24 protein-coding genes are annotated in these 24,411 nt (G+C 63.0%); 13 read left to right on the top strand and 11 right to left on the bottom strand.

Features of this window, described 5'->3' with window-relative positions; translation table 11 throughout:
- Positions 1-128 precede the first annotated feature (128 nt).
- The 5 genes from NKI66_RS15990 to NKI66_RS15970 are packed head-to-tail and all read right to left on the bottom strand — an operon-like array spanning position 129 to position 4,358.
- The gene (locus NKI66_RS15990; RefSeq protein WP_031212611.1) at positions 129-902 is read right to left on the bottom strand and encodes a LamB/YcsF family protein; all 774 of its coding nucleotides are present in this window, start codon (positions 900-902) and stop codon (positions 129-131) included.
- A gap of 37 nt (positions 903-939) precedes the next feature.
- Positions 940-1,329 (bottom strand): acetyl-CoA carboxylase biotin carboxyl carrier protein, encoded by a 390-nt coding sequence (locus tag NKI66_RS15985; RefSeq protein ID WP_023809521.1) that lies wholly within the window; start codon positions 1,327-1,329, stop codon positions 940-942.
- Positions 1,319-2,692 carry an acetyl-CoA carboxylase biotin carboxylase subunit gene (accC, locus tag NKI66_RS15980; RefSeq protein WP_023809522.1) on the bottom strand — a complete coding sequence of 458 codons (1,374 nt, stop codon included), beginning with the start codon at positions 2,690-2,692 and terminating at the stop codon, positions 1,319-1,321. Before accC ends, NKI66_RS15985 begins: the two co-directional genes overlap by 11 nt.
- A 5-nt stretch (positions 2,693-2,697) precedes the next feature.
- Positions 2,698-3,147, bottom strand: coding sequence for an acetyl-CoA carboxylase biotin carboxyl carrier protein (locus NKI66_RS15975; RefSeq protein WP_023809523.1), 450 nt, complete (start codon positions 3,145-3,147; stop codon positions 2,698-2,700).
- A gap of 8 nt (positions 3,148-3,155) precedes the next feature.
- A complete protein-coding gene (locus NKI66_RS15970) occupies positions 3,156-4,358 on the bottom strand; it encodes a pyridoxal phosphate-dependent aminotransferase (RefSeq protein WP_352442509.1) in 1,203 nt (400 codons plus the stop codon).
- Between the two features lie 203 nt (positions 4,359-4,561).
- Here NKI66_RS15970 and NKI66_RS15965 point away from each other — a divergent pair, with 203 nt between their 5' ends.
- Together NKI66_RS15965 and NKI66_RS15960 are read left to right on the top strand one after the other, a co-directional pair.
- Complete coding sequence (locus NKI66_RS15965; RefSeq protein WP_352442508.1) at positions 4,562-5,740, top strand: NAD(P)/FAD-dependent oxidoreductase; 1,179 nt, start codon at positions 4,562-4,564, stop codon at positions 5,738-5,740.
- Positions 5,741-5,846: 106 nt separating this feature from the next.
- The gene (locus tag NKI66_RS15960; RefSeq protein ID WP_023809526.1) at positions 5,847-6,500 is read left to right on the top strand and encodes a GntR family transcriptional regulator; all 654 of its coding nucleotides are present in this window, start codon (positions 5,847-5,849) and stop codon (positions 6,498-6,500) included.
- 46 nt (positions 6,501-6,546) lie between these two features.
- Here NKI66_RS15960 and NKI66_RS15955 read toward each other — a convergent pair whose 3' ends face one another.
- From NKI66_RS15955 to NKI66_RS15935, 5 genes are all read right to left on the bottom strand, one after another.
- Positions 6,547-6,996 carry a VOC family protein gene (locus NKI66_RS15955; RefSeq protein ID WP_023809527.1) on the bottom strand — a complete coding sequence of 150 codons (450 nt, stop codon included), beginning with the start codon at positions 6,994-6,996 and terminating at the stop codon, positions 6,547-6,549.
- 20 nt (positions 6,997-7,016) lie between these two features.
- Positions 7,017-7,796 (bottom strand): SDR family NAD(P)-dependent oxidoreductase, encoded by a 780-nt coding sequence (locus tag NKI66_RS15950; protein ID WP_023809528.1) that lies wholly within the window; start codon positions 7,794-7,796, stop codon positions 7,017-7,019.
- A gap of 94 nt (positions 7,797-7,890) precedes the next feature.
- Positions 7,891-9,369 carry an aldehyde dehydrogenase gene (locus tag NKI66_RS15945; RefSeq protein ID WP_352752197.1) on the bottom strand — a complete coding sequence of 493 codons (1,479 nt, stop codon included), beginning with the start codon at positions 9,367-9,369 and terminating at the stop codon, positions 7,891-7,893.
- Between the two features lie 8 nt (positions 9,370-9,377).
- Positions 9,378-9,965: a thiamine pyrophosphate-dependent enzyme gene (locus NKI66_RS15940; protein WP_023809529.1), complete on the bottom strand. Its 588-nt coding sequence runs from the start codon at positions 9,963-9,965 to the stop codon at positions 9,378-9,380.
- 5 nt (positions 9,966-9,970) lie between these two features.
- Positions 9,971-10,543, bottom strand: coding sequence for a thiamine pyrophosphate-binding protein (locus NKI66_RS15935; RefSeq protein WP_023809530.1), 573 nt, complete (start codon positions 10,541-10,543; stop codon positions 9,971-9,973).
- A gap of 101 nt (positions 10,544-10,644) precedes the next feature.
- Between NKI66_RS15935 and NKI66_RS15930 the strand changes: the two genes are divergently transcribed.
- From NKI66_RS15930 to NKI66_RS15875, 11 genes are all read left to right on the top strand, one after another.
- Positions 10,645-11,580: a LysR family transcriptional regulator gene (locus NKI66_RS15930; protein WP_127267891.1), complete on the top strand. Its 936-nt coding sequence runs from the start codon at positions 10,645-10,647 to the stop codon at positions 11,578-11,580.
- A 105-nt stretch (positions 11,581-11,685) separates the two neighbouring features.
- Positions 11,686-12,834: an acyl-CoA dehydrogenase family protein gene (locus NKI66_RS15925; protein WP_023809532.1), complete on the top strand. Its 1,149-nt coding sequence runs from the start codon at positions 11,686-11,688 to the stop codon at positions 12,832-12,834.
- A 9-nt stretch (positions 12,835-12,843) separates the two neighbouring features.
- Positions 12,844-13,584 carry an NAD(P)H-dependent oxidoreductase gene (locus tag NKI66_RS15920; RefSeq protein WP_023809533.1) on the top strand — a complete coding sequence of 247 codons (741 nt, stop codon included), beginning with the start codon at positions 12,844-12,846 and terminating at the stop codon, positions 13,582-13,584.
- Positions 13,577-14,707, top strand: coding sequence for a CaiB/BaiF CoA transferase family protein (locus NKI66_RS15915; RefSeq protein WP_352442506.1), 1,131 nt, complete (start codon positions 13,577-13,579; stop codon positions 14,705-14,707). The genes NKI66_RS15920 and NKI66_RS15915 overlap by 8 nt, the downstream gene beginning before the upstream one ends.
- A 10-nt stretch (positions 14,708-14,717) precedes the next feature.
- Positions 14,718-15,560, top strand: coding sequence for an HTD2 family dehydratase (locus tag NKI66_RS15910; protein ID WP_023809535.1), 843 nt, complete (start codon positions 14,718-14,720; stop codon positions 15,558-15,560).
- A complete protein-coding gene (locus NKI66_RS15905; RefSeq protein WP_023809536.1) occupies positions 15,554-16,366 on the top strand; it encodes an HpcH/HpaI aldolase/citrate lyase family protein in 813 nt (270 codons plus the stop codon). Before NKI66_RS15910 ends, NKI66_RS15905 begins: the two co-directional genes overlap by 7 nt.
- 26 nt (positions 16,367-16,392) lie before the next feature.
- Positions 16,393-17,769 (top strand): MmgE/PrpD family protein, encoded by a 1,377-nt coding sequence (locus NKI66_RS15900; RefSeq protein WP_023809537.1) that lies wholly within the window; start codon positions 16,393-16,395, stop codon positions 17,767-17,769.
- An 825-nt stretch (positions 17,770-18,594) separates the two neighbouring features.
- Positions 18,595-19,086, top strand: coding sequence for an alcohol dehydrogenase catalytic domain-containing protein (locus NKI66_RS15890; RefSeq protein ID WP_023809539.1), 492 nt, complete (start codon positions 18,595-18,597; stop codon positions 19,084-19,086).
- Positions 19,087-20,023: 937 nt separating this feature from the next.
- Positions 20,024-21,238, top strand: coding sequence for a glycosyltransferase family protein (locus NKI66_RS15885; RefSeq protein ID WP_023809540.1), 1,215 nt, complete (start codon positions 20,024-20,026; stop codon positions 21,236-21,238).
- A gap of 1 nt (position 21,239) precedes the next feature.
- Entirely contained in the window at positions 21,240-22,484 is a 1,245-nt protein-coding gene (locus NKI66_RS15880) for a glycosyltransferase (protein WP_023809541.1), read from the top strand.
- The gene (locus tag NKI66_RS15875; RefSeq protein ID WP_023809542.1) at positions 22,481-23,632 is read left to right on the top strand and encodes a glycosyltransferase family protein; all 1,152 of its coding nucleotides are present in this window, start codon (positions 22,481-22,483) and stop codon (positions 23,630-23,632) included. Before NKI66_RS15880 ends, NKI66_RS15875 begins: the two co-directional genes overlap by 4 nt.
- A gap of 36 nt (positions 23,633-23,668) precedes the next feature.
- On the opposite strand, the gene NKI66_RS15870 is transcribed toward NKI66_RS15875, so the two are convergent.
- Positions 23,669-24,334 carry a class I SAM-dependent methyltransferase gene (locus NKI66_RS15870; RefSeq protein ID WP_081734794.1) on the bottom strand — a complete coding sequence of 222 codons (666 nt, stop codon included), beginning with the start codon at positions 24,332-24,334 and terminating at the stop codon, positions 23,669-23,671.
- Positions 24,335-24,411: the final 77 nt, after the last annotated feature.

Raw genomic sequence — 24,411 nt, 5'->3', positions numbered from 1 at the left:
ACCACCATTTGGCCTTTCCGGCCGCCCCCCCCAAGCCCGTTAACCCTCTGGCACGCGCCCCCGCCCGGTGGGTTGCTCAACCGCCCGCGCCGGGCCCCTGCGCCAGGGCCGCGTAACCGTTCGGTCGCTTAGGCCGCGAACGCTCTGACCCTGACGCCGCTTGCCTCAAGCCGTCTCCTGACATGCGCGGCGATGGCGACGGCAGCCGGCGTGTCGCTGTGGACGCAGATCGAATCGATCGGCGTCCGCAGCATCTGCCCGGAAAGCGTCTCGATGGCGCCTTGCTTGACCATTCGGACGACCCGTTCGGCTGCCCTCTCGGCGTCGTGGATGACAGCGCCTTCCAGCTTGCGCGAAACAAGGAAGCCTTCCTCCGTATAGGCGCGGTCGGCGAATATCTCGGACCTGACCGTCAGCCCAGCGTCGCGCGCGATCCTGTCCTGGAAGCCGAGCGCAATGACCAGGCAGATCAGGCCGGGATCGACGGCCTTGACCGCGCGCGTCACCGCTTCGGCGACGCCACGATCGGTCTGGGTAAGATTGCCTAGCGCGCCATGCGCCTTCACATAGTGGATCGGGTGGCCGGCATAGGCGGAAAGCGCCTGCGCCGCGCCGATCTGGTAGGCGACCAGCCTTTCGATCTCATCCATGGAATGCGGAATGATGCGGCGTCCGAACCCCCACAGATCGGCGAAGCTCGGATGCGCGCCAACGGCAACGCCCTTGTCGCGCGCCATCGAGAAGGTGGCAGCCATGATCTCGGGGTCGCCGGCATGAAAGCCGCAGGCGACATTGGCGGAACTGACGATGTCGAGGATCGCCGCATCGTCGCCGAGCCTGTAGGCTCCAAAACCCTCGCCCATGTCGGAATTGATATCGACCTGCAATCCTTGGGCCGCCATGGCGCTTTCCTCAGTGGTTCGAACCATCGCCTTTGCTTCACACCAGCTCGTAGAGCGGCGTGCCGTAGCCGACGACCGCTCCGTCCTCGATCAGCGCCGCGCCCAGCACGCCGTCTACCGGCGCGAGCACGGCCTTCAGGCATGGGCCGACCTGCAGGACGCCGACCGTCTCGCCCTTGCGAACCACCTGGCCAGGGTCGGCAACCGGCCGACCGGTCGTTGGATGATCGAGACGGAACACGCCGACGCCGGGCGCGCGCACGCCTTTGAAGACCGTTTCGGCCTTCGGGGCTTCGGCCGCGGGTGTCGAGGGAACAACGGATTGCATGTGCAGGCGCAACGAAAAGCCGGCCTCCGACACTTCGATCTCGCCGATGCCGGCGCTAACACACCAGCCGGCCAGCCTTTCGAGCTCCTCAACCGTCATCGCCGCCTCGTCCCTGGAGCAGACCGCCTTCAATGAGACGTTCAAGATGATGGATATCGAAGCCGCCGGCGGCAAAGCCGGGCTCCTCCATCAGGAGGCCGTGGAGCGGCGCGTTGGTGGCGATGCCGACAGCCTCCATCTCGCCCAGCGCGCCGCTCATGCGCCGGATCGCCTCGGCCCGCGTCGCGCCATGCGCCAGCAGCTTGGCCACCAGGGAATCGTAGTGCGGCGGCACGGTGTAACCGGAGTAGAGATGCGATTCGACGCGGATTCCCGGGCCGCCGGGCGGCGTCCAGCGCTCGACCCGGCCCGGATGCGGGCGAAAGCTGTAGGGATCTTCAGCGTTGATGCGGCATTCGACGGCGTGGCCCTGGATGCGGATGTCTTCCTGGCTGAACGACAGGGCTTCGCCCCGGGCGATGCGGATCTGCTCGCGCACGATATCGATGCCGGTGACAAGTTCCGTGACGGGATGCTCCACCTGCACGCGGGTGTTCATCTCGATGAAAGAGAAGCGCCCGTCCTCGTAGAGGAATTCGAACGTGCCCGCGCCTGTATAGCCGATGGTTAGGCATGCGTGGGCACACAGCTCGCCGATCTCGGCAATCGCCTCGCGGGCGATGCCGGGCGCCGGCGCCTCCTCAATGATCTTCTGGTGGCGGCGCTGCATGGAGCAATCCCGCTCGCCTAACCACACCGCCTTGCCATGCTTGTCCGCCAGAATCTGAATCTCGATATGGCGCGGGTGCTCAAGGAATTTCTCCAGATAGACTTGCGGGTTGCCGAAGGCCCGGTCCGCCTCTTTCACCGCCATCGAAACGGCTTCCAACAGAGCGCGCTGCTCGCGCACGATGCGCATGCCGCGCCCGCCGCCGCCGCCCGCCGCCTTGACGATGACCGGATAGCCGATGGCCTCGGCAATGGCGCGCACTGCCTGCTCGTCCTGCGGCAGCGCCCCCTCCGACCCTGCAACGCAGGGAACGCCGGCAGCGATCATCGTGCGCTTGGCGGAGACCTTGTCGCCCAAGGTGCGGATCGCCGCGGCCGACGGCCCGATGAAGGCGAGGCCGGCATTTTCGACGGCCTCGGCGAAGGCGGCGTTTTCCGAGAGGAAACCATAGCCCGGATGGATCGCGCCCGCGCCGGTGAGTTGCGCGGCCGCGATGATCTCGGCGATATTGAGATAGCTCTCCGTCGCCGCAGCCGGCCCGATGCAGATCGCCCTGTCCGCCAGCGCGACATGGCGAAGGCTCGCGTCGGCTTCCGAGTGCGCTGCCACCGTCTTCAATCCGAGATCGCGGCAGGCGCGCAGGATGCGCAGCGCGATTTCACCGCGGTTGGCGATAAGGACGGTGTCGAACATCGCCGCTAGCCCAAATCTTCGAGAACGAACAGCACATCGCCGGACTGCACGGCGGCATGGTCGTCCAACGCGATCTGGACGATCCGCCCAGCGCGATCGGATTCCACGACGTTGAACGTCTTCATGGCTTCGAGGACACCGACCTTCTGCCCTTCCACGACCACATCGCCAACCGAAGCGAGCGGCGGTTCGCCTTCGGTGCCGGAACGGTAGAACACGCCGGTCAGCGGCGCGCGGATCGAATGCCGCGCGATGGGCGGAGCTGTCGAAGCCGGATTTGTGAAGACGGCAGGGCCGGCGGCTGACCCCGACTGCGGCGAAGGCTGCGACGCGGATTGCGCCAGCACCCCCTGCCTGGACATGCGGATACGAACGCCATCGCGCTCGATCTCCAACTCGGCAATGGGCGAACGCGAGACAAATTCGATCAGCTTCTGGACGAAGTCGAGATCCATCGCCGGCCCTACCGCAGCGCTTCGACAGCCTCGGCGATACGCCCGATCGCTTTTTCGATCAGGTCCATCGACGTGGCTATGGAAATGCGGAAATGCGGCGACAGGCCGTAGGCAGAGCCCTGCACCACCGCGACCCGCGCCTGATCGAGCAGGTAAAGCGAGAAGTCGTCGTCGCTGCCGATAGGAGTGCCGTCCGGGCGGCGACGACCGATCAGGGCCGAGCAATTGGGATAGAGATAGAAGGCGCCCTCGGGCGTCCGGCAGGTGAGACCGGGAATCGCGCGCAGCAGATCCAAAGCGCGGTCGCGCCGTGCCTGGAATTCAAGCGCCCGAGGGCGAAGAAAGTCCTGAGGACCTTCCAGTGCGGCAATGGTCGCGGCCTGCGAGATGGACGACGGGTTGGACGTGCTTTGGCTCTGCACGGTCGCCATGGCGCGGATCAGCGGTTCCGGCCCGCCGGCATAGCCGATCCGCCAGCCGGTCATGGCATAGGCCTTCGACACCCCGTTCACTGTCAGCGTACGGTCCTTCAGCCTCGGCTCGACGCCGGCGATGGTATGGAAGGTTCGTCCATCGAACAGGATATGCTCGTAGATGTCGTCGGTCAGAACGTGCACATGCGGGTGATCGAGCAACACCCCCGCCAGCCCCGCAAGTTCGTCGCGGCTGTAGACGGCGCCTGTCGGGTTGGAAGGCGTGTTGAGCAGCAGCCATTTGGTGCGCCCGGTGATCGCGGCTCGCAGGGCTTGCGGTGTCAGTTTGAAGCCCTGCGGCTCCGTGCAGGGAACGACCACGGGCTTGCCTTCGCCGAGCAGGACGATGTCGGTGTAGGAAACCCAATAGGGCGCTGGGACAACCACCTCGTCGCCGGGGGCCAGCGTTGCCAGCAGGGCGTTGTAGATGATCTGCTTGGCGCCGCCCGCGACACTGATTTGCGAAGGCTTGTAATCGAGGCCGTTCTCGCGCCTGAATTTTCCGGCCACCGCCTTCTTCAGCGCGGCGGTGCCGTCGACCGCCGTATAGCGCGTCTCCCCCCTGCGCATCGCCTCGTAGGCCGCCTCGACGATGTGCGGTGGCGTTGGAAAATCCGGCTCGCCGGCGCTCAGGCTGATGACGTCGATGCCGGCCGAACGCATTTCGATTGCCCGCGCGGTGACCGCCATGCTGGGGCTTGGCTTGATGACGTCGAGACGGGGAGCGATGAGGCCCACGGGAAATCCTCGGCATGGCTGCCGCGACGTTGCCGGGCAGGTGATATCTGTTACAAATTGGATAATGTATTCTGTTTTTCACGTCAAACCTCTTTTTCTGCATCGAAGACCGGGTTATGTCTCGTTTTGGACGTGGACCGATAGAGGAAGATATCCAATCCTTGTCGCCGCGGATGATATTCGAGATAGGGAACGCGATTGGTATGGGCACAAACTATGATGTGGTGATCGTCGGCGGCGGCGTTGTCGGCAGCTCGATCGCCTACTTTCTGTCAGCCAATCCGGATTTCGATGGCAGGATCGCGGTGATCGAGCGGGACCCGTACTACACGGCGTCCTCGTCTTCCTTGTCGACCAGCGCCATCCGCCAGCAGTTCGGCACGGCGCCCAACATTGCCATGTCGAAGTTCAGCATCGACTTCCTGCGCCAGGTAAAGACGCGGCTTGCCATCGGCGACGAGTTGGCCGACATCGGCCTGCATGAGCCCGGCTACCTCGTGCTGGCGACACCCGAGCGGGCCGACGCGCAGCGTGCCAAGAACCGCGTTCAGCGCGGCATGGGCGTCGACGCCGAACTGATCGAGCAGGCCGATCTGGCGCGACGCTTCCCATGGCTCAACACGGACGATCTCGCCCTTGGCTCGCTCGGCCTTGGCAGCGAAGGCTGGTTCGACGGCCCCGGCCTGATGCAGGCATTCCGCCGCAAGGCACGCACGCAGGGCGTGGACTATCTTGCCGCGACCGTGACCGGACTGACCATGGCGTCTCCCGGCAAGGTTGGCGAAGTGGTTCTGGACAATGGCGACCGGCTTGCCGCCGGCACGGTGATCAACGCGGCCGGGCCATGGAGCGCGGGCATTGCCAGGATGGCCGGCGCCGACCTACCGGTCGTCCCGAGCAAGCGATGCGTCTTCGTCTTCGAAACACCGGCAAGGATCGAGAACTGCCCCTTCATCTTCGACACAAGCGGCCTCTGGCTGCGGCCGGAAGGTCAGCTCTTCCTGTGCGGTATTCCACCGGTACGCGAGAACGACCCGGACGATTTCGGCCTGGATGTGGACTACGACCTGTTCGACGAGTTGATCTGGCCAGCACTCGCCTATCGTGTGCCAGGCTTCGAACAATTGCGCATGCTGCGCGCCTGGGCGGGGCTCTACGAGTACAACACCTTCGACCACAGCGGCATCATCGGCCGGCATCCCGAGATCTCGAACTTCGTCCTGGCCACCGGCTTCAGCGGCCACGGCATGATGCACGCGGCGGCGACCGGGTCGGGCGTCAGCGACCTCATTGCCTACGGCGAGTACCGATCTGTCGACCTCTCGGCCTTCCGCTACGAACGGATCGCTGGCAATCAGCCTATCGAGGAACATGTCTACTGAAGCGAAACGGGCGACATGGCATCGCAGTGACAACGGTGCTATGCGTCCACTTCTTCAATCAAAACGGCGCCAGTCAACAAACACGGCGGCCGCCTCAGGCTGATTCATGCTCGTACAGAAGAAAACCATCTCGACCCAGGTCGCCGATGCCATCAGGCAGAAGATCCTGATCGGCGAATACGAGGCCAACTTTCAGCTGCGGCAGGAGCATCTGGCCACCGAGTTCGGCGTCAGCCGAATTCCGGTGCGAGAGGCGCTGCATCAGCTTCATTCGGAAGGCTTCGTCACGCTGGTTTCCCACAAGGGCGCCGTCGTTACCTCCATTTCCCTGGACGAGATTCTCGAGCTCTACGAATTGCGAGCCCGGATCGAAACATGGCTGCTAGCCCTGGCCATTCCAAGGATGACGGAGGCAGACCTCGCGCTGGCCCGCGAGCGCGCAAAGCAGCACCAGGAGCAGGGCAAGACAGGCGAGTACTCGAACCAGCTCAACTGGAACTTCCACGCCGCGCTCTACGCGCCGTCCGGCCGCAAGGCGACGATCGAACTGGTCGGGCGCATCTACCAGCAGCTGGAACGCTACACGCGCATGATGGTGACGCTCACCGAAATCCAGGCCCAGTCCGACCGCGACCACTGGCAGCTCATCGACCTGTGCGAAGCCAAGGATACGCTGCGCGCCGTCGGCCTTTTGGAAATGCATATCATCACCAGCGGCAAATTCCTGGTCGACCGGCTTGAGGAATTGCGGGGCAGCTGATCAGTCGCCCCGTCTCCTTGTCCAGCCCCAATCCTTCGCGCGAAGATCATTTGCCGGGCAGATTGGTCGCCCGGGTCAGCAGGATCACGCCTGCCTTGTCGGCTGTGTCGTAGTAGGTGAAGCCGGTGCGGTTTTCCCGGCGCCCGCGCATCAGCACGGCAAGTCCGTCGGTTTTCGCCTTGGTTTCGGCTGCGTCCGCATCACGAACCTCGAAGCCGATATGGAAGACACCTTCACCCTTGCTGTCGAGATGAATTCGCTGCGGTGAAGGATCGCCGTTCGGCTGGCACAGCTGCAGCTGAACGTTCGGCAAGTTGCAAATCCGATATTGCATCGCCTTGAAACCCTCGGGGCTTGGGACCTGCAGTTCTTCGTATTCAGCCAGCGGCGGATAGGGCTCCCATGGCCCGATGCCGATGGAGTCGTAGTAGGCCTGCGCCTTGTCGATATCGTGCACGACGATGCAGATGTGATGCAGCTTTTCGAAATTACCCATGTCGTCACTCCCCATTCTTCTCACTCCTTGATCGGGACCGTATAGTTCAGCACGCGGCGCCCCCCGTCGGGGTAGATCGTCTCGCCGGTGATGTAGGAAGCGTCGTCGCTGGCCAGGAACGCCACGACCGAGGCGATCTCGGCTGCCGTGCCGAGGCGCCCGAGCGGTGTACGCGAAAGGACCGCCCGTCTCATTTCTTCCGAATCGATGAATGTCCCGTCCATGACCATGTCCGTGGCGATGGTGCCCGGGCCGACACCGACCACACGGATGCCATGGGGAGCGAAGGCGACGGCCGCGGTGCTGGTGACCTGGTTCATGCCGCCCTTGGAGATCGCGTAGGTGGCGACACGCGGGTTGGCGAGGCCCGAATTGATCGACGACATGTTGATGATGACGCCGCCTCCACCTTGCGCGATCATCTGGCGGGCGGCCGCCTGGGTGCCCATGAACGCGCCCTTCAGATTGACGGCGAGAACCCTGTCGTAGTCCGCCTCTGTGATGTCGAGAAAGTCCTGGACCGGAGCGATGCCGGCATTGTTGACCATGATGTCGACACGGCCGAACTTCGCCACCGCCGCTGCAATCAGCCCATCGATCTGTTCCTTCTTGCTGACATCCGTAACGACCGCCAGGACGCTGTCGGTGGTGCCGATTTCAGCGGCACATTTTTCTAGCTCCACGGCATTGATGTCGCCGAGCACGAGCTTCGCGCCTTCGGCCAAAAAGCGTTCCGCGCAAGCGCGTCCGATGCCGCGCGCCGCGCCTGTGACAACCGCCACCTTGCCTGCCTGTCTCATGTCCAATCCTTCGATCATTTGTAAGTCGGCCACCGTCTCAAGGAGTATGGGCCGAGCTTGGCTACGGATGGGGATTCTCCCACCGAAGCCTAGCCTAGCGGATAACGAAGGGATTGGCGGTCTTGCCGGCGGTGTCTATCCACACCGTCTTGGTCTGCAGATAGGAATTGATGGCATCCTGCCCGCTTTCGCGCCCGATACCGCTCCTCTTGTAGCCGCCGAAGGGCGCCATGTAGGAGACGGCACGGTATGAATTGATCCAGACCATCCCCGCCTCCATTGCGGCCGCGCCGCGCAACGCCCGGCCCATGTCGCTGGTCCATATTCCTGCCGCCAGCCCGTAGGGGCTGTCATTGGCAATGGCGAAAGCCTCTTCCTCGTCGTCGAACGGAATGACCGAAAGGATCGGTCCGAACACCTCTTCGCGCGCGATCCGCATGGTGTTGTTCACGCCAGTGAAGATGGTGGGCTCGACGAACCAGCCCTCGGCCAATTCACCCGAGGCCGGCTTGCCGCCGCCCAGCACGCAAAGCGCACCCTCGCGGCGCGCGATGCCGAGATAGGACAGCACCTTCTCGCGCTGGGCTTGCGTGGTGATCGGCCCGACCTGCGTCTCTTGCAGCGCCGGATTGCCCAGTCGAGCGCTGGCCGCCAGCGTTATGACGCTCTCCACGAACCGGTCGTGGATTTTGCGATGCACCAGCAGCCGCGAACCCGCGATGCAGGTCTGGCCACTGGCGGCGAAGATGCCTGAGATCGCGCCGTTGACCGCGCCCTCGATATCGGCGTCGTCGAAGACGATGTTGGCCGATTTGCCGCCGAGCTCCAGCGTGACGACTTTTAGCTGTTCGGCAGCCGCTCGATAGACCGCGATCCCGCCAGGCTCACCACCGGTGAAGGCGATCTTGGCGACGTCGGGATGAGAGACGAGTGGCGCGCCGACATCAAGCGGCATGCCGGTAACGGTGTTGACCACGCCGGGCGGGAAGCCTGCCCGCGCAAACAGTTTCACGAACTCCAGCGTCGAGGCCGAGGCGTCTTCCGACGGCTTGATGACGACAGTGTTGCCTGCCGCCAGCAGCGGCGCGAGCTTCCATGTCAGGAGTAAAAGCGGCGAATTCCAGGGCACGATCGCTGCAATGACACCCAGCGGCTCGTGGCGGGTGAACGCGAACATGCCAGCCTTGTCGATCGGCAGCACCGCACCTTCGATCTTGTCGGCAAGACCGCCGAAATAGCGGAACCATTCCGGGATATAGCGCAGCTGTGCCGTCATTTCGGTGAGCAGCTTGCCATTGTCGCGCGTCTCGATGGCGGCAATGCGATCCGCGTTCTCCGCGATCAGCTCAGCCAGCCGCACGAGCAGCTTGCCGCGCGCGGTGGGCGTGATCCCGGCCCACTCCTTCGACCGGAAAGCAGCCTTGGCGGAGGCTACGGCGGCATCCACCTCGGCCTGTCCATCGCGCGGAATCAGCGCCCAGGGCCTGCCGGTGAACGGATCATGGCTCTCGAATGTATCGGCTGTCGATTGCAACCGACCGCCGACCGTGTTCTGGAAACTGACCAGCGCCATATCGGTCCTCAACAGGTGGTAAAGCCCAGATGGGCGCGAAAGCGGTTCTTGACCTCGACCGCGTCGCGCGGCGGCAGCGAGCGCGGCAGGTTCTCGGCGGTGATTTTCAGCACGAAAAGGCGCGGACCGTCGGCCGGATGCCGAAGCTCTTCACACAGCGTGTCGACCTCCTCCAGCGTACGCAGCTCGGCGGTCTTCAAAAAACCGCAAGCGGCCGCGACCTTGTCGAAACCAATGCCCTTGCCGGTATGGCTGGACTGCATGCCGGTCTCGCCGAAATGCTGATTGTCGAGCACGATCAGGTCGAGATTTTTCGGCCGCGCCACCGAGATCGTCGCCAGCGAACCGAACGCCATGAGCTGTTCGCCATCTCCGGTGATCACCATGACCCGCTTCTGCGGCTGGGCCTGGGCAAGCCCCAGGCCGATCAGCGCAGCACCGCCCATGGCGCCCCACAGATAATAGTTGTCGTTGCGGTCACCGGCAGCATGCACGTCGTAGCTCGGCGAGCCGAGACCGGTCACGACCAGGGCTCCGTCGCGGGCGTCAAGCAGCTTCTTCACCGCAACCCGGCGGTCCATCGTCGGTAAATTCATGTCGCTCACCACTTCTTCTTGCCGAGCAGCCGCTGCCCGATCAGCACGGCAATCTGCTGGTCGGCGTCGAAAGCCATCAAGGCTGCCTGCGCCACCGTCTCCACGAGATCGGGACCGGTCTCGGCGCGCAGCACCCTGAGGCCGATCGCCTTCAGCGAGGCCTCCGTCGCCTGCCCCATTGGCACCTGCCACGGATTGAACTCGGCCCACTCGCCTCGCATCGTCACCAGGACGAGCAGGGGAAAGCGCGCCTGCACGGGAAGCGACAGCATGTTGATGCAATTGCCGACGCCTGAGGATTGCATGAGCACGACGCTCCGCTTGCCGCCGAGCCAGGAGCCTGCGGCAATGGCGATGCCCTCCTCCTCCGTCGTCAGCACATTGGTGACAACCTCGGGATCCGTGCTGAAGCGCTCAATCAATGTGGTGTGGCCTGCGTCGGGCACGTAGGACATCTGGCTGATGCCGGCGGCCTTGAGCACGTCATAGACCGGATCCGGCCACTGCTTTTCAGACGCCGCCGGAGCGGCTGCAAGTGCTGCCGCTTGCGGATGTTTTGCTTCTATGCTCGCCGTCACCTTGGACCCCCGGGAATTTGGATTGGAACCAGGTTACCTCGGCTGTCCAATCTAATCTTCGTCCCTTTATTGTGATCAGATATAATGATATTCGATAGCTCATGGAGTTATCGCAGCTACGCACGCTCATCCACGTCGCCGAACTCGGCAGCCTCAGCAAGGCCGCCGACCGGCTGCACATTGCGCAGCCGGCGCTCAGCCGGCAGGTGCGCATGCTGGAGGAGGAATTGGGCTTTGCCCTTTTCCTGCGCCATGGACGCGGCATGGTGCTGTCTGAGCAGGGCAAGGAGGTGCTGGCGCACGCCATGCGCGTGATGGCCGAGATCGACGAGATCCGCGCCACGGCCACGCCCGCCGATGCGCCGCTAACCGGCGAAGTGGCCATCGGCCTGCCGCCCACCGTTGCCGACATTATTTCGCTACCGCTGGCGGCCGCCTTCGGCAAGGCCCATCCCAAGGCCAAGCTCAGGCTTGTCAGTGCCTACACCGGCTATCTGCTGGACTGGATGCACCGCGGCGAGGTGGACGTTGCGGTGCTCTACGACCCGCGCATGGCGCGTTCGCTGCGCTCGCGCCCGCTGCTCCTGGAAAACCTGTTCCTGATCGGACCGCCGGACGCGGGTTTTTCAACCGTGCGCGCCGTATCGTTCGCCTCGCTCGCGGGCAAGCGCCTGCTGCTGCCCAGCATCAAGCACGGGTTGCGCATCATCGTCGAACGCTGCGCCACGGATGCCGGCATCACGCTCGATGTCGGCATCGAAGCGGACTCATACTCCGCGCTGAAGGACCTAGTGCGCAACGGCCATGGCTGGACGATCCTGCCGCTCGCTCCTATCCATGCCGACGTGACCGCCGGGCTGCTCACCGCCGCGCCGTTGATCGATCCGGTGCCCGTGCGCCGCCTGATCCTTGCATACCCGGCGGACCGGCCTGCCTCGCGGCTGGCGCGGTTTGCCGGACAAGCGATCGAGGACATCGCCAAGGATCTTGTCGGGCGGGCCGTCTGGGTTGGCCAGCTTCTCGGTCCTCCGCCATAAGCATTTGAATTTCGTTATATCTGCTCACGCCTGCCTTGCATTGCGGATAGGGCGTCGAGGCGCGATAGTGAGGCCTGCAGCAAGACGAAAAGCCGGACAAACCTCATGGAACACTACCAGGACATTCGCGATGCCGTCGCCAGGTTGTGCGCGCGCTTTCCCGGAGAATACTGGCGCGCACTCGACAGGGACATGACCTACCCCGGTGAATTCGTCGCAGCGCTGACGCAGGCCGGTTGGCTCTCGATCCTGATCCCGGAGGCCTATGATGGCTCGGGCTTGCCGCTTTCGGCCGCCGCTGCCGTGCTGGAGGAAATCCAGCGCGCCGGCTGCAATGGTGGCGCCTGCCATGCCCAGATGTACACGATGGGCACGCTTGTTCGCCACGGCTCGGAAGCCCAGAAGCAGCGATATCTGCCGAAGGTCGCCACAGGAGAATTGCGCCTGCAGGCCTTCGGCGTCACGGAACCGAGCAGCGGCACCGACACCGGCGCGCTCAAGACTACTGCTCGCCTCGACGGCGATCATTTCGTGGTCAAGGGCCAGAAGATCTGGACCAGCCGTGCCGAGCATTCCGATCTGATGCTGCTGCTGGCGCGGACCACGCCGCTGAAGGACGGCATGAAAAAGACCGACGGCCTCTCCGTCCTCATCGTCGACATGCGCGAAGCCGTCGGCAACGGCCTCACAATCCGGCCGATCCGCACCATGATGAACCATGCCACCACGGAAGTCTTCTTCGACGATCTGCGCGTGCCGGTCGAAAACCTGATCGGCGAAGAGGGAAAGGGATTCCGCTACATCCTCTCGGGCATGAACGCCGAGCGTATCCTGATTGCCGCCGAGTGCATCGGCGATGCGAAATGGTTCATCGAAAAGGCCAGCACCTACGCAAAGGAGCGGCATGTGTTTGGCCGGGCAATCGGCCAGAACCAGGGCATCCAGTTCCCGATCGCAAGGGCCTACGCCAACATGCGCGCAGCTGAATTGATGGTGCGCCAGGCGCTGAGCCTCTACGAGGCCGGCAAGAACCCCGGCGCTGAAGCCAACATGGCCAAGATGCTGGCGGCCGACGCTTCGAACGAAGCCGCCAATGTCTGCATCCAGACTTATGGCGGGTTCGGTTTCGCTGAAGAATACGATGTCGAGCGCAAGTTCCGCGAGACGCGTCTCTATCAGGTCGCGCCGATCTCGACCAACCTCATCCTGTCATACCTTTCCGAGCACGTGCTTGGACTGCCGCGTTCCTACTAGGAGTCGTCCGTGAACGTCCTCATCGTCTACGCCCACCCGGAAGCAAAATCCTTCAACGGCGCCATGAAGGATCTCGCCGTGGAAACCCTGACCCGCGCCGGCCACGACGTGGTTGTCAGCGACCTCTATGCGATGGGCTTCAATCCTGTCGCAGGGCCGGGCGACATATCGGGCGAGCGCAACGATCCAGACTTCTTCAGCCTGCCGCGCGAGCAGACCGCCGCCTACGAGGCCGACGCACTCGCGGCCGACATAAACGCCGAGGTCGAAAAGGTGAAGCGGGCGGATTTCGTGCTGTTCCAGTTCCCGGTCTGGTGGTTCGGAATGCCTGCAATGCTCAAGGGCTGGGCCGATCGCGTCTTCGCGCGCGGTTTCGCCTATATGCCGGGCCGCAAATACGACACCGGCATGTTCAGGGGAAAGCTCGCCATGGTGGCCGCCACCACGGGCACGTCGGCCGACACCTACGCGCCCGATGGCATCGACGGCGACATCCTCACGGTGCTGTGGCCGATCCACAATGGTCTGCTGCGCTATTCCGGCTTCGACGTGCTGCCGCCCTTCGTCGCCTATATGCCGGGCCGTGTCGGCGACGATGGCCGCAAGGCCTATCTGGAAGCCTACCGCAAGAGGCTTGAGGACATTGATGGCACGCCGCATCTGTTCTTCCACGCAGCCGAGGACTACGGCAAGAACGAGCGGCTGAAGCCTGGTGTGCTGGCGCGCTCGGGAGTGCAGCGCAATGTCTGACGGCGCCCGCCCACTGGAGGGCCTGTTTGTCGTTTCGATCGAGCAGGCCGTCGCCGCTCCGCTCTGCACGGTCCGCCTTGCCGATGCCGGCGCACGCGTCGTGAAGATCGAGCGCCCGGAAGGCGAAACCGCGCGTCACTACGATTCCGCAGTGGAGGGCATGTCCGCTTACTTCGTCTGGCTCAACCGCGGCAAGGAGAGCGCGGTGCTCGACCTGAAGACCGAGCACGACCTGGCTCTCCTGCACCGGATGGTCGCGCGCGCCGACGTCCTCGTGCAGAATCTCGTGCCGGGCGCCATCGACAGGCTCGGCCTCTCGGCCGATACAATCGCGAAGGAGTTTCCTCGGCTGATAGCCATCAACATCGTTGGCTACGGGCAGGACACGCCCTACGCGGCCATGCGCGCCTACGACATGCTGGTGCAGGCCGAAAGCGGCATCTGCGCCGTTACCGGCACACCGGACACGCCGAGCAAGGTCGGGGTTTCCGCCGCCGACATCGCCACCGGCATGAATGCCCATGCAGCGATCCTCGAAGCCTTGCTCGCGCGCCAGAAGACTGGGCGCGGTCGCATTGTCGAGATTGCCATGTTCGACGCCATGGCCGATTGGATGACCGTGCCGCTGCTGCACTACGAATATGCGGGCCGTGAGACCCAGAGATATGGCCTGGCGCACGCTTCGATCTACCCCTATCGACCCTATGCCTGTCGGGATGGCAGCGTGGTCGTGTCCATCCAGCAGAACAATGAATGGAAGCGCTTCTGCACGCTCGTGCTGCAAAGGCAGGATCTGTTCGCCGACGAACGCTTCGCCACCAATGCCTGGCGGGTGGCCAATCGCACGGCACTCGACGCCGAGATCGAACCGATCTTCGCGGCAATCGACTGCGAAGTGGCTATAAACCGTCTCAACGAGGCGCAGATCGCCTGGGGCCGGGTGAGCGCAATGAACGACCTGCCGCACCACAAGGCGTTGCGCCGGACAGAGGTGGCGCTGCCGGACGGCAGGCGCATCTCCGTGCCGATGCCGGCAGGGCGGTCGGAGGGGTTCGCAACGGTCCCCAGCGTTCCCGCCCTTGGCGCCGATACGGACCGGATCCGGTCCGAATTCGCCGCCTGACGAGGACCTGATGAGCCTGGACATAACCACGCTGCAGGAATGGGTTGGACGCACACACACGGTCGAGGACATTGTCACCCCGCGCCTGCTGGCCAGCTTTGGCGCCACGCTTGGGGACCACGCGGCGCAGACTGCCGAGGGCGCGGCCCCGCCAGGACTGCACTGGTGCCTGACGCCGGACATTGCCGCCATGCGTGAACTCGGACCTGACGGGCACCCGGCCAAAGGCGGCTTCCTGCCACCGGTGCCGCTTCCGCGCCGCATGTGGGCTGCCAGCGACGTGCGTTTCATGGCGACGATCCGCTCCGGCGACCCCATCCGCCGCCGCTCGACATTGACCGCCATAGAGGAGAAGCATGGCCGCAGCGGCCCCCTCACCTTCGTCACGGTCCGGCACGACATTGCCAACGATTCCGGTCCGGTGATCGAGGAGGACCAGACCATCGTCTATCGCGCCGCCGAAGCTGCTGCGGCGACCCCTGCCCCGCCGGCCAATTCGCCCCTGGCCGCATCGCACGAGCGCACGATCAACGTCGATCCCGTGCTGCTCTTTCGATATTCCGCGCTGACGTTCAACGGGCACCGCATCCACTATGACGCGCCCTACGCCACGACGGTCGAGCACTATTCCGGGCTCGTCATCCATGGCCCGTTGCAGGCGACGCTGCTGATGAACTTCGCCACCGCCATTGCCGGCACGTCGCCGCGCCGTTTCTCGTTCCGCGGCGTGCATCCCGCGACCGGCCCGCAGCGCCTGCTTTTGAGCGCAACATCCCGAGGCCAAGATGGCATGGCCCTCGAGGTACGGTCGGCCGACGGCCATGTGACGGTGAAGGCCACGGCGCAATGGTGAGCTTCGTCACGCCTGTGGTGCCGCTCTTCGTACCCGGCTCGCGGCCGGAGCGCTTTGCCAAGGCCGACAGCAGCGGCGCGGATGCGGTCATTCTCGACCTCGAGGATGCCGTCGCCCCTGGCGACAAGGAGCGCGCCCGGGAAGCAGTCGTTGCCCATGCAGCCGTGCTGACATCCGCGGTCGTGGTTCGCATCAACGCCGTCGGCACACCCTGGCACGAAGTGGATATCGATGCCGTGCGGCGCCTCGACGGCGTCTCCGTCATGCTGCCCAAGGCCGAGCGGCCGGAAGACATTACTGATATGACCAGGCACATGGCACGCAGCGTTTCCGTCATCGCGCTGGTCGAGAGTGCTGTCGGCCTTGCCAATCTGCCGGACATATTGGCCACGCCCGGCGTCGTTGCCGTCGCCTTCGGCTCGGTCGACTTCTCGCTCGATCTCGGTTGCGCGCATGATCGGCTGATCCTGCTTGCGGCTCGCAGCGAAATCGTCTGGCGCTCGCGCGCCGCTGGCCGGGCCGCGCCGATCGACGGCGTAACGACCGACCTGAGCAATCCTGAAATCACGGAGGATGACGCCCGCCACGCCATGAAGATGGGTTTTGGCGGCAAGATGGCCATCCATCCGAGGCAGATCGAGCCGATTCGCAATGGCTTTCGCCCGAGCGAAAATGACATCACATGGGCACGCGACATCATTGGCGCGGCCTCATCAGGCGAAGCCAGCCAGGTGAACGGCGAGATGGTGGATCGGCCGGTCATCGAACGTGCAAGGCAGGTCCTGCGCCGGGCCGCTTTGGTCTAAAGGGCATGCCAGAGGAGGAGCAACAGATGAGCACGGACACCGCCGATTGGCCGACCGCCAGGCTCTGCTCGTTCATCGCCGAACTCGACTTCGAACAGATCCCGCCGCGCGTCGTTCATTTCGCGAAAGGACTGATGATCGACTGGCTCGGCTCGGCGCTGGCCGGCAAGGGTGCGCACCAGGTCGAGATCATCGACGGCTTTGCGCGTGCCATGGGGCCGGCGGACGGCCCAAGCACCATCATCCCGACGCGGCGGCGCACAAGCCCCTATTTCGCGGCGATGGTCAATGCGGCGGCCTCCCATATCGTGGAACAGGACGACGTTCACAACGGCTCGGTCTTTCACCCGGCGGCCGTGATCTTTCCGGCGGTCCTGGCGGTTGCCGAGGCTGAGGGGAAGACCGGCCGCGACGTCCTGACTGCCTGCATCGCCGGCTATGAAGTGGGCATCCGCGTAGGAGAATTCCTCGGACGCTCGCACTACGAGATATTCCACACCACCGGCACCGCTGGCGCTGTCGCCGCGGCCGCGGCGGTCGGCAGATTGATCGGACTGGACGCAGCCGGTCTCAACCATGCTCTCGGCTCCGCCGGCACCCAGGCGGCAGGGCTCTGGGAATTCTTGCGCGATGCCGCCGATTCCAAGCAGCTTCATACGGCGCGAGCCGCCGCCAACGGCCTGTTTTCTGCCTATCTGGCACGCGATGGCTTCAAGGGGGCCGCGCAGATCCTCGAAGGGAAAAAGGGCATGGCTTCAGGCATGTCCAGCGACGCCGATCCGGCCCGCCTGACGGACGGCCTCGGCAGCCGTTGGGCAACCGAGGAGACCTCCTTCAAATGGCACGCCGCCTGCCGGCACACCCATCCGGCCGCTGATGCGCTGCAGCTTCTCATGCGCGGCGAGGGGCTCGGTCCGGACGACATCGCTGATGTGGTAACCCATGTCCATCAGGGAGCCATCGATGTCCTGGGCGCGGTGGTCATTCCACAAACCGTCCACCAGGCGAAGTTCTCCATGGGCACAGTGTTGGGCCTCATCGCCGTCCATGGCGTCGCCGATCTCGACGCGTTCGAACACCAAGCACTTGCCGACACGCGCGTCGCCCGTTTCCGCGCCAAGGTGCGGATGGAGTTCGACGCCGAGATCGACAGACTTTATCCCAAGCAATGGGTCGGCAAGGTGAGCGTCATGACCATTGACGGCCGCAAACTCGATACCCGCGTCGACGAGCCCAAGGGCGACCCCGGCAACACGCTTGCGAAACAGGAACTGGAAGCCAAGGCCATACGCCTTGCCGAATTTCGAGGCGGCGCCACCGCCGACGAGATGCGCGCGTGTATAGCCCGCATCTGGAGACTCGATCAGCCCGGAAGCACGGCGCATATATTTGCTGAGAGTTAGCCCGCTATCGCGCCGAAGGACTGCATCCGCCCGAACGGATGGAGAATTGCCCGCGGCCGGTCGTGCTATGGGGCGTGCGCAGGAGCGACCGCAGTTGACTTCAGAGGCGATGTCAGCTTTCGGGAGATCACCCAGTGTCGAACGGCCGACTTGAAGCGCATTGCTGCCATTTGCGAAGATTGAACAAACGCTACTGAATTTGGGTCGTCAATTGCGAACGAGCGCATAACGGGCAGTTCGATTCCTTTCGCGCCGCCCTGTGTTGTAAAGCAGTTTGACGATAATGGTGGGCCCGGAGGGCATATTAAAATCCTTGGTTCTGTTGAGTTTTTCGTGGGCCAGAATCTGAAAGCTTCCCGTATCGTTTCGTATGCTCCCGCGACCCCAAACTGCCGACCATAGCTGACCTCGTTTTACGAACGTTGGGAGCAGGGTCCAGAACGGCGGAAATGGGGCCGGAACCCGACTGACAGCTTCGCGACTTCGGGATGGCCCTAGCGGACGTTTTACAAGTCTGGCATGTCCCATCGGAGACTCGACGACGTCGCTAGGCGAGAAGCGCCGAAACGCTTGTCCAATTATCCCCGGCCCGTTCCGCTTCGATCGCCTCATCAGGAGGCCTCTGGTCGCGCACCAACTTGACGATCTGTTAGCCATGGCAATTGTCGACTAGTATACTTAGCTGGAGTGTTCATGCTGAGGTTCTTGTCAGCGCGCCGCAGTCGCTAGAAATCCGGCCGGGCGCCATGCCACAGCCCGGCGCCAGCGAAGTGGTCGTTCACGTCAGCCGTGCCGGCATCTGTGGCTCCGACATTCACATCCTGCATGGCTCCAATCCGTTCGCCGTTCTATCCGCGCGTCATCGGCCATGAGTTCGCGGGCACCGTCACCGCGCTCGGACGCCATGTGACCGGCGTTGCCGTGGGAGGAGGCCGCGCGGTGGTCGACCCCGTGGTGTCGTGCGGCCACTGCTATCCCTGCCGGATCGGCCGTTCCAATGTCTGCGCCCACCTCGAAGTGATCGGCGTCCATCGCGACGGCGGTTTCCGTAACTTCGTCGCCGTCCCGGCGCATAATGCCATTCCAATTCCGGCCGACATGCCGTTCAGTCTGGCGGCGCTGGCCGAACCGATTTCGATTGCCGCCAACGTCCTCGACCGCACCGGCTGTGGCTCTGTGATACTGCTGATCAGGGTGCCGGAACCGTCGGCGTCACGGTGCTGCAGGTTGGCAAAATGCATGGTGCCCGCTGCATCGTGGCCGACATCGATGAAGCTCGCCTCGAGCGGGCGCTACGCTTCGGTGCCGACAAGGTGATCCACTCCGTGCGCGATCCCGTGCCGGCTCGCGCCTGAATCGCCGGCTGTTGCCACGCGTCGTCGAATGGCTGGCCGACAAGCGGCTCGATCCGCAAGGCATGATCAAGTAGCCTATAACTCATTGAAATTGCACTAAAATATCCCTATAATCCCAAAAGAGACCGACACCAGAGCCGTCAAAAAATTACGCTTTTGGTTTTAAAGGGAATTCGCCGCAAAGAATTTTCGAGGGTTCACCAACTATCGGGACCAATCGGGCGATTTTTGTACCTCACGACGTTCGACGGCCTGCCCAAGCCGTTTAAAGAAGTACCGTCACCGCTCCAATAAGGCATTGGCATGGGCCATAACGATCGACAAGCAACCGGTGTCGCACACACCCTGCAGCGGGTGGTGTGTTGCGACCGCGCTGGCATCCACTCGATTTTTGCTGAAATTCCGGCTAGCTTGGCGACAGATGGCTCAATTTCTGGTCGGTGAATCACAATGAGACCGCCCGTCAAGAGAATAATGGGCGGCACCTTTGGTCCCGAGGCGAGTGCAATGGCGCACGAATGAGTTCTACAAGAATGCGCCGTGCGACGCCAGCGACCTTGTCCTTTCGTATACCGATCAAGCAATTGGCTATATGGGCAAGATAGGGGAATTTCACCTTTACCAGTCCGGATTGGAATCAAGAGGGATGATTTCTGCCGATTTTTTTGACATCGCTTTCCTCTTCGATCCATCCCACAATATAACAGGAAGTCTCTGCTCACACCCGCGCGGCGATATTCGCCAACCCATCTAGTCTCGGACTCGCGATCAGAAAGCATATCTGAACGGCATTCCATAGAAGCAATATAAAATTGAAAATTGCGGCCAAACCCAGGATGGTTTCGAAGCCGGCGGGCCACTCACGGTGTCAAGGCGAGAATTTTAAGAGACGTTCAAGAATGACCCAGCACGCAGAAAACGCACGAATTCTCATGTACAGCCACGACACGTTCGGGCTCGGCCACTTGCAGCGCTGCCGGACTATTGCGCATTCGCTAGTCGAGGATTTCCGTGGGCTTCAGGTGCTTATCATTTCGGGTGCGACTATCGCTGGCGCCTTCGACTACCGCGCCCGTGTCGACTTCGTGAAGATCCCCAGCGTCATCAAGCTGCGCAACGGCGAATACACCTCGTTGGAAAAGGACATCGATCTGCATGAGACGCTAAGGATGCGTCAGTCGATCATCCGCCACACAGCCGAGACCTTCCGGCCGGATATCTTCATCGTCGACAAGGAACCGCTCGGCCTGCGCGGTGAGATTGAGGACACGCTGTCCTACCTCAAGACGCGGGGCACCACGCTGGTGCTTGGCCTGCGCGAGGTGATGGATGCACCGCATCTGCTCGAAGCAGAGTGGGCGCGCAGGGATGTGATGCGCAAGATAGGCCTGTTCTACGACAAGGTCTGGGCCTATGGCCCGCCGGATTTCTACGATCCGTTGACCGGCTTGGATGTGCCGCCGGCTGTCAGGGCAAAAATGAGATTCGTCGGTTTCCTGCAACGGAGCCTGCAGCGGAACCAGTTGCCCGGCCACCGGCCAGAGGGCGACTATATCCTGGTTACCACCGGTGGCGGCGGCGACGGCGCCGAATTGATTCACGACGTCATCGACGCTTATCAGCAGGATCCGAAATTGCAGCACAAGGCGCTGATCGTGCTTGGGCCTTACATGCCGGCTCGCAAGCGCAACAAGTTGCTGAAGAAGGGGGCCACGATCCCCTACATCAAGATTATCGAGTTCGACAACCGCATGGAAGACCTGATTGCCGGCGCCAAGGCGGTAGTGGCGATGGGCGGTTACAATACTTATTGCGAGATACTATCTTTTGACAAGCCGGCGCTCATCGTGCCGCGCATCGAACCCCGCCAGGAACAACTGATCCGCGCGCGGCGCGCAGCCGAACTGGGCCTCGTCGAAATGCTTTTGCCGGAGGAAGCCAAGGACTCCCAGCGATTTGCCGATGCACTGGTGGCGCTGCCGAATCGGCCTCGTCCATCCCAGAGTAATCCACATCTGACCCTGGAAGGGCTCCCTCATATTTCCGAAATCGTCGCGGAACTGCTCGACCGGCAGGCTGGCCCTCACCTTTCGGTTATTGAAGGCATGAACTGAGTTGCAACATCGCAAGATCGTCGTGGTTCTGAAGGGTTATCCGCGGCTCTCGGAAACCTTCATCGCGCAGGAACTGCTCGGACTGGAGCGTGCGGGGTTCGATCTGATACTCGTCGCGCTCAGGCGGCCGACCGACGCAAAACGCCACCCCGTGCATGACGAGATCAAAGCGCCCGTCCATTATCTGCCGGAATATCTGCATGAAGAGCCGCTGCGCGTGGTTCGCTCGCTTTCTGCTTGTTTGCTGCGGCCGGGCTTCTGGCGTGCACTGGGATCGCTGGCCGTCGATATGCCGCGCGACTTTACGCGCAATCGCGCGCGCCGTTTCGGGCAAGCGCTCGTGCTAGCGGCCGAATGGCCCGAAGACGCGGTATGGCTGCATGCGCATTTCGCGCACACGCCGGCATCGGTGACGCGCTATGCCAGCCAGCTTCTTGGTCTGCCCTGGAGCTGCTCGGCCCATGCCAAGGACATCTGGACTTCGGCGGATTGGGATCTGGCCAGCAAGCTTTCCTCGGCGCGCTGGACGGTAACTTGCACGAAAACCGGCTTCGACCGTCTGAAAAAACTCGCCGACGGCAACTCGTCAGTGCATTTGAGCTATCATGGGCTCGACCTTGATCGCTTCGGCATTTTCGGCGAGGCACGAAAACAGCATGACGGCTCGGCGCCGGACGAACCGGTTATCGTTCTGAGTGTCGGGCGCGCCGTTGCAAAGAAAGGTTACGACACCTTGCTGGAGGCCCTTGCCCTCTTGCCCGGTGATTTAGCGTGGCGTTTCGAGCATATTGGCGGCGGCGAGGAACTGGAACGGCTCAAGGCGTTGGCGCAAAAGCTCGGACTGGATGGTCGCATCTCTTGGAAAGGCGCGCTCGCGCAGGAAGAGGTGCTTGAGCACTACCGCCGCGCCGATATCTTCGCCCTGGCCTGCAGGATCACCGCAAATGGTGACCGCGATGGTCTGCCGAATGTTCTGGTGGAGGCGGCCAGCCAGCGGCTTGCCTGCGTGTCGACCGATATTTCCGGCGTGCCGGAGCTTTTATCGCCGGATGAAACCGGGCTGCTGGTTCCGACGGAAAACCCAATTGCCCTGGCACAGGCGCTGGAGCGGCTGATCCGTGATCCCGTGCTGCGTGCCCGCCTCGGCGACACCGCAGAGGCGCGCGTGCGCGGCAATTTCGATCACATAGCAAGCATTGGACAGCTCAAGGAGCTGTTCGAACGGGAGTGGCGGGCCGCCGAATGAAGCGGCTGCGCGCGTTCTTCTATGTCCAGCACCTGCTCGGCATCGGCCATCTCGCGCGCTCCAGCCGCGTCGCGGCGGCTCTGGTCGATGACGGGTTTGACGTAACCATCGTCACTGGCGGAGCGCCGGTCGCGGGGTTTCCGGGATTGGGGGCAATATCTGTAACCCTGCCATCTGTCACCTCCGGTGATGAAGGATTTTCCGGTCTTGTCGACCTGCAGGGCAAGCCCATCGACGATGATTTCAAGAAACGGCGTTCAGAGATGCTGCTGCAGGCATTCCGGGATTGCAGGCCTGATATCGTCATTGTCGAGGCGTTTCCATTTGGGCGCCGGCAGATGCGTTTCGAACTCTTGCCGCTGATCGAGGCCATCGACGCGGCGTCGCCCAGACCGCTGCTGGTGACGTCAGTCCGTGATATCCTTCAGGAGCGCGTCAAGCCGGGCCGAAACGAGGAAACGGTCGATCTCGTTAACAGGCATTTTGACCTTGTCATGGTCCATGGCGATCCGGCTTTCGCAACCATCGACAAGACATTTCCACTGGCGGGAGCGATCAGGGCCGAGGTTGCGTACACAGGGCTCGTTGCCGCGCCACCAGCGCCCGCGGCCTCCGAGCGTTTCGACGTTGTGGTGTCGGTTGGCGGCGGGGCCGCCGGAAAGAGCCTTGTCCGGTCCACCATCGCATTAGCGCGGAATGCCGACAACGCCTGGAAATGGTGTCTGATCACCGGCCCAAACCTGCCGAAGGACGAATTTGACGCGATTACACGCGATGCGACGCCGCGCCTGTCCATCTTCCGGTTTCGCGAGGATTTCGCCAGCTTGCTGACCGGCGCCCGCCTGTCGGTCTCGCAGGCGGGTTACAACACTGTCTGCGATGTCCTGCGCGCGCGCTGTCGCTCGCTGCTCGTTCCCTTTGCAGCCGGCGGGGAAACGGAACAGACGGTTCGAGCCCTTATGCTCGAAGAGCTCGGCCTTGCAACGGTGCGGATGGAAAAGGACCTGACGCCTGAGTGTCTGGCGCAAGCGATCGAACAGGCGCTTGCGGGACCGGCGCCAGCGGCGCATCGTCTCGATCTGGAAGGCGCCCGTCACTCTGCGCAAATCCTGCGCGAGCGGCAACGAACCTGGTCCTCGAAATCCTAACGCAGGTCGCATCTCGTTGGATTCGCGAAACGCGCTTCAAACAGTTCCAATCAGCATGAAGCGCGTATATTTTTTTGTCGGCAGTTCGCCGGAGAACCTGATCTCCCGTAGCGCCGCCATTGCTTCGAAGGCTGCAAGCGAAGCCACGCAGTTGATGTGCGTCGGCTCGCTGAAGTAATCGTTCGATTGCAGCAGCACATTCGTGCCCCGCGGAAGCAGGGCAAGCCAGGCACCCAGCTCGGCTATGTGTTCGCAGCTCGTATTGACCACTAGGTCGGGCCGCCCGGCGGCATAGTCGAGTGCGTACATATCTTCCGTCAGCGCCCGGAAGCGGTCGCCGGCTTCCCGGTTGAGGGTCCGGGCGACCGGCCCGACTTCCGGATCGATGTCGATGCTGTCGATCGCCGCAATGTCGAAACGGGCGTCGTTGAAAAGCATTGCCGGCAATACGCCGTACCATCCACCCAGCACCCATATACGCCCGAACCGGCCGCCGCAGCTTCCAAACAGCTCGTCGAGCGCCCACATCTTGCAAGCGACCTGCTTGTGGTTGAAGGCGTTGGCGATGTCGGCCGTCGGATGCTTGGCGATGACGCGCGCCAGCCCGGCGACGAGAGGGTGGTCGACATAGGCGGCAATTCCCCGGGCGAGATCCAAGGCTTGTTCGTGCCCGCCGGCATTGCGTGCTTGTGTGACATCCATCATATTCGTCCTCTATGTTGGGATTTCGGGCGACACAACGCAATATTGCCTCACGCGAGCCTGTTCGACTTGCGGAT

It is taken from the genome of Mesorhizobium sp. M0518, assembly GCF_040321125.1.
Classification (GTDB): domain Bacteria; phylum Pseudomonadota; class Alphaproteobacteria; order Rhizobiales; family Rhizobiaceae; genus Mesorhizobium.
Note: the sequence above shows the minus strand (reverse complement) of the source record. Positions and strands in the feature narration are given on the sequence as shown.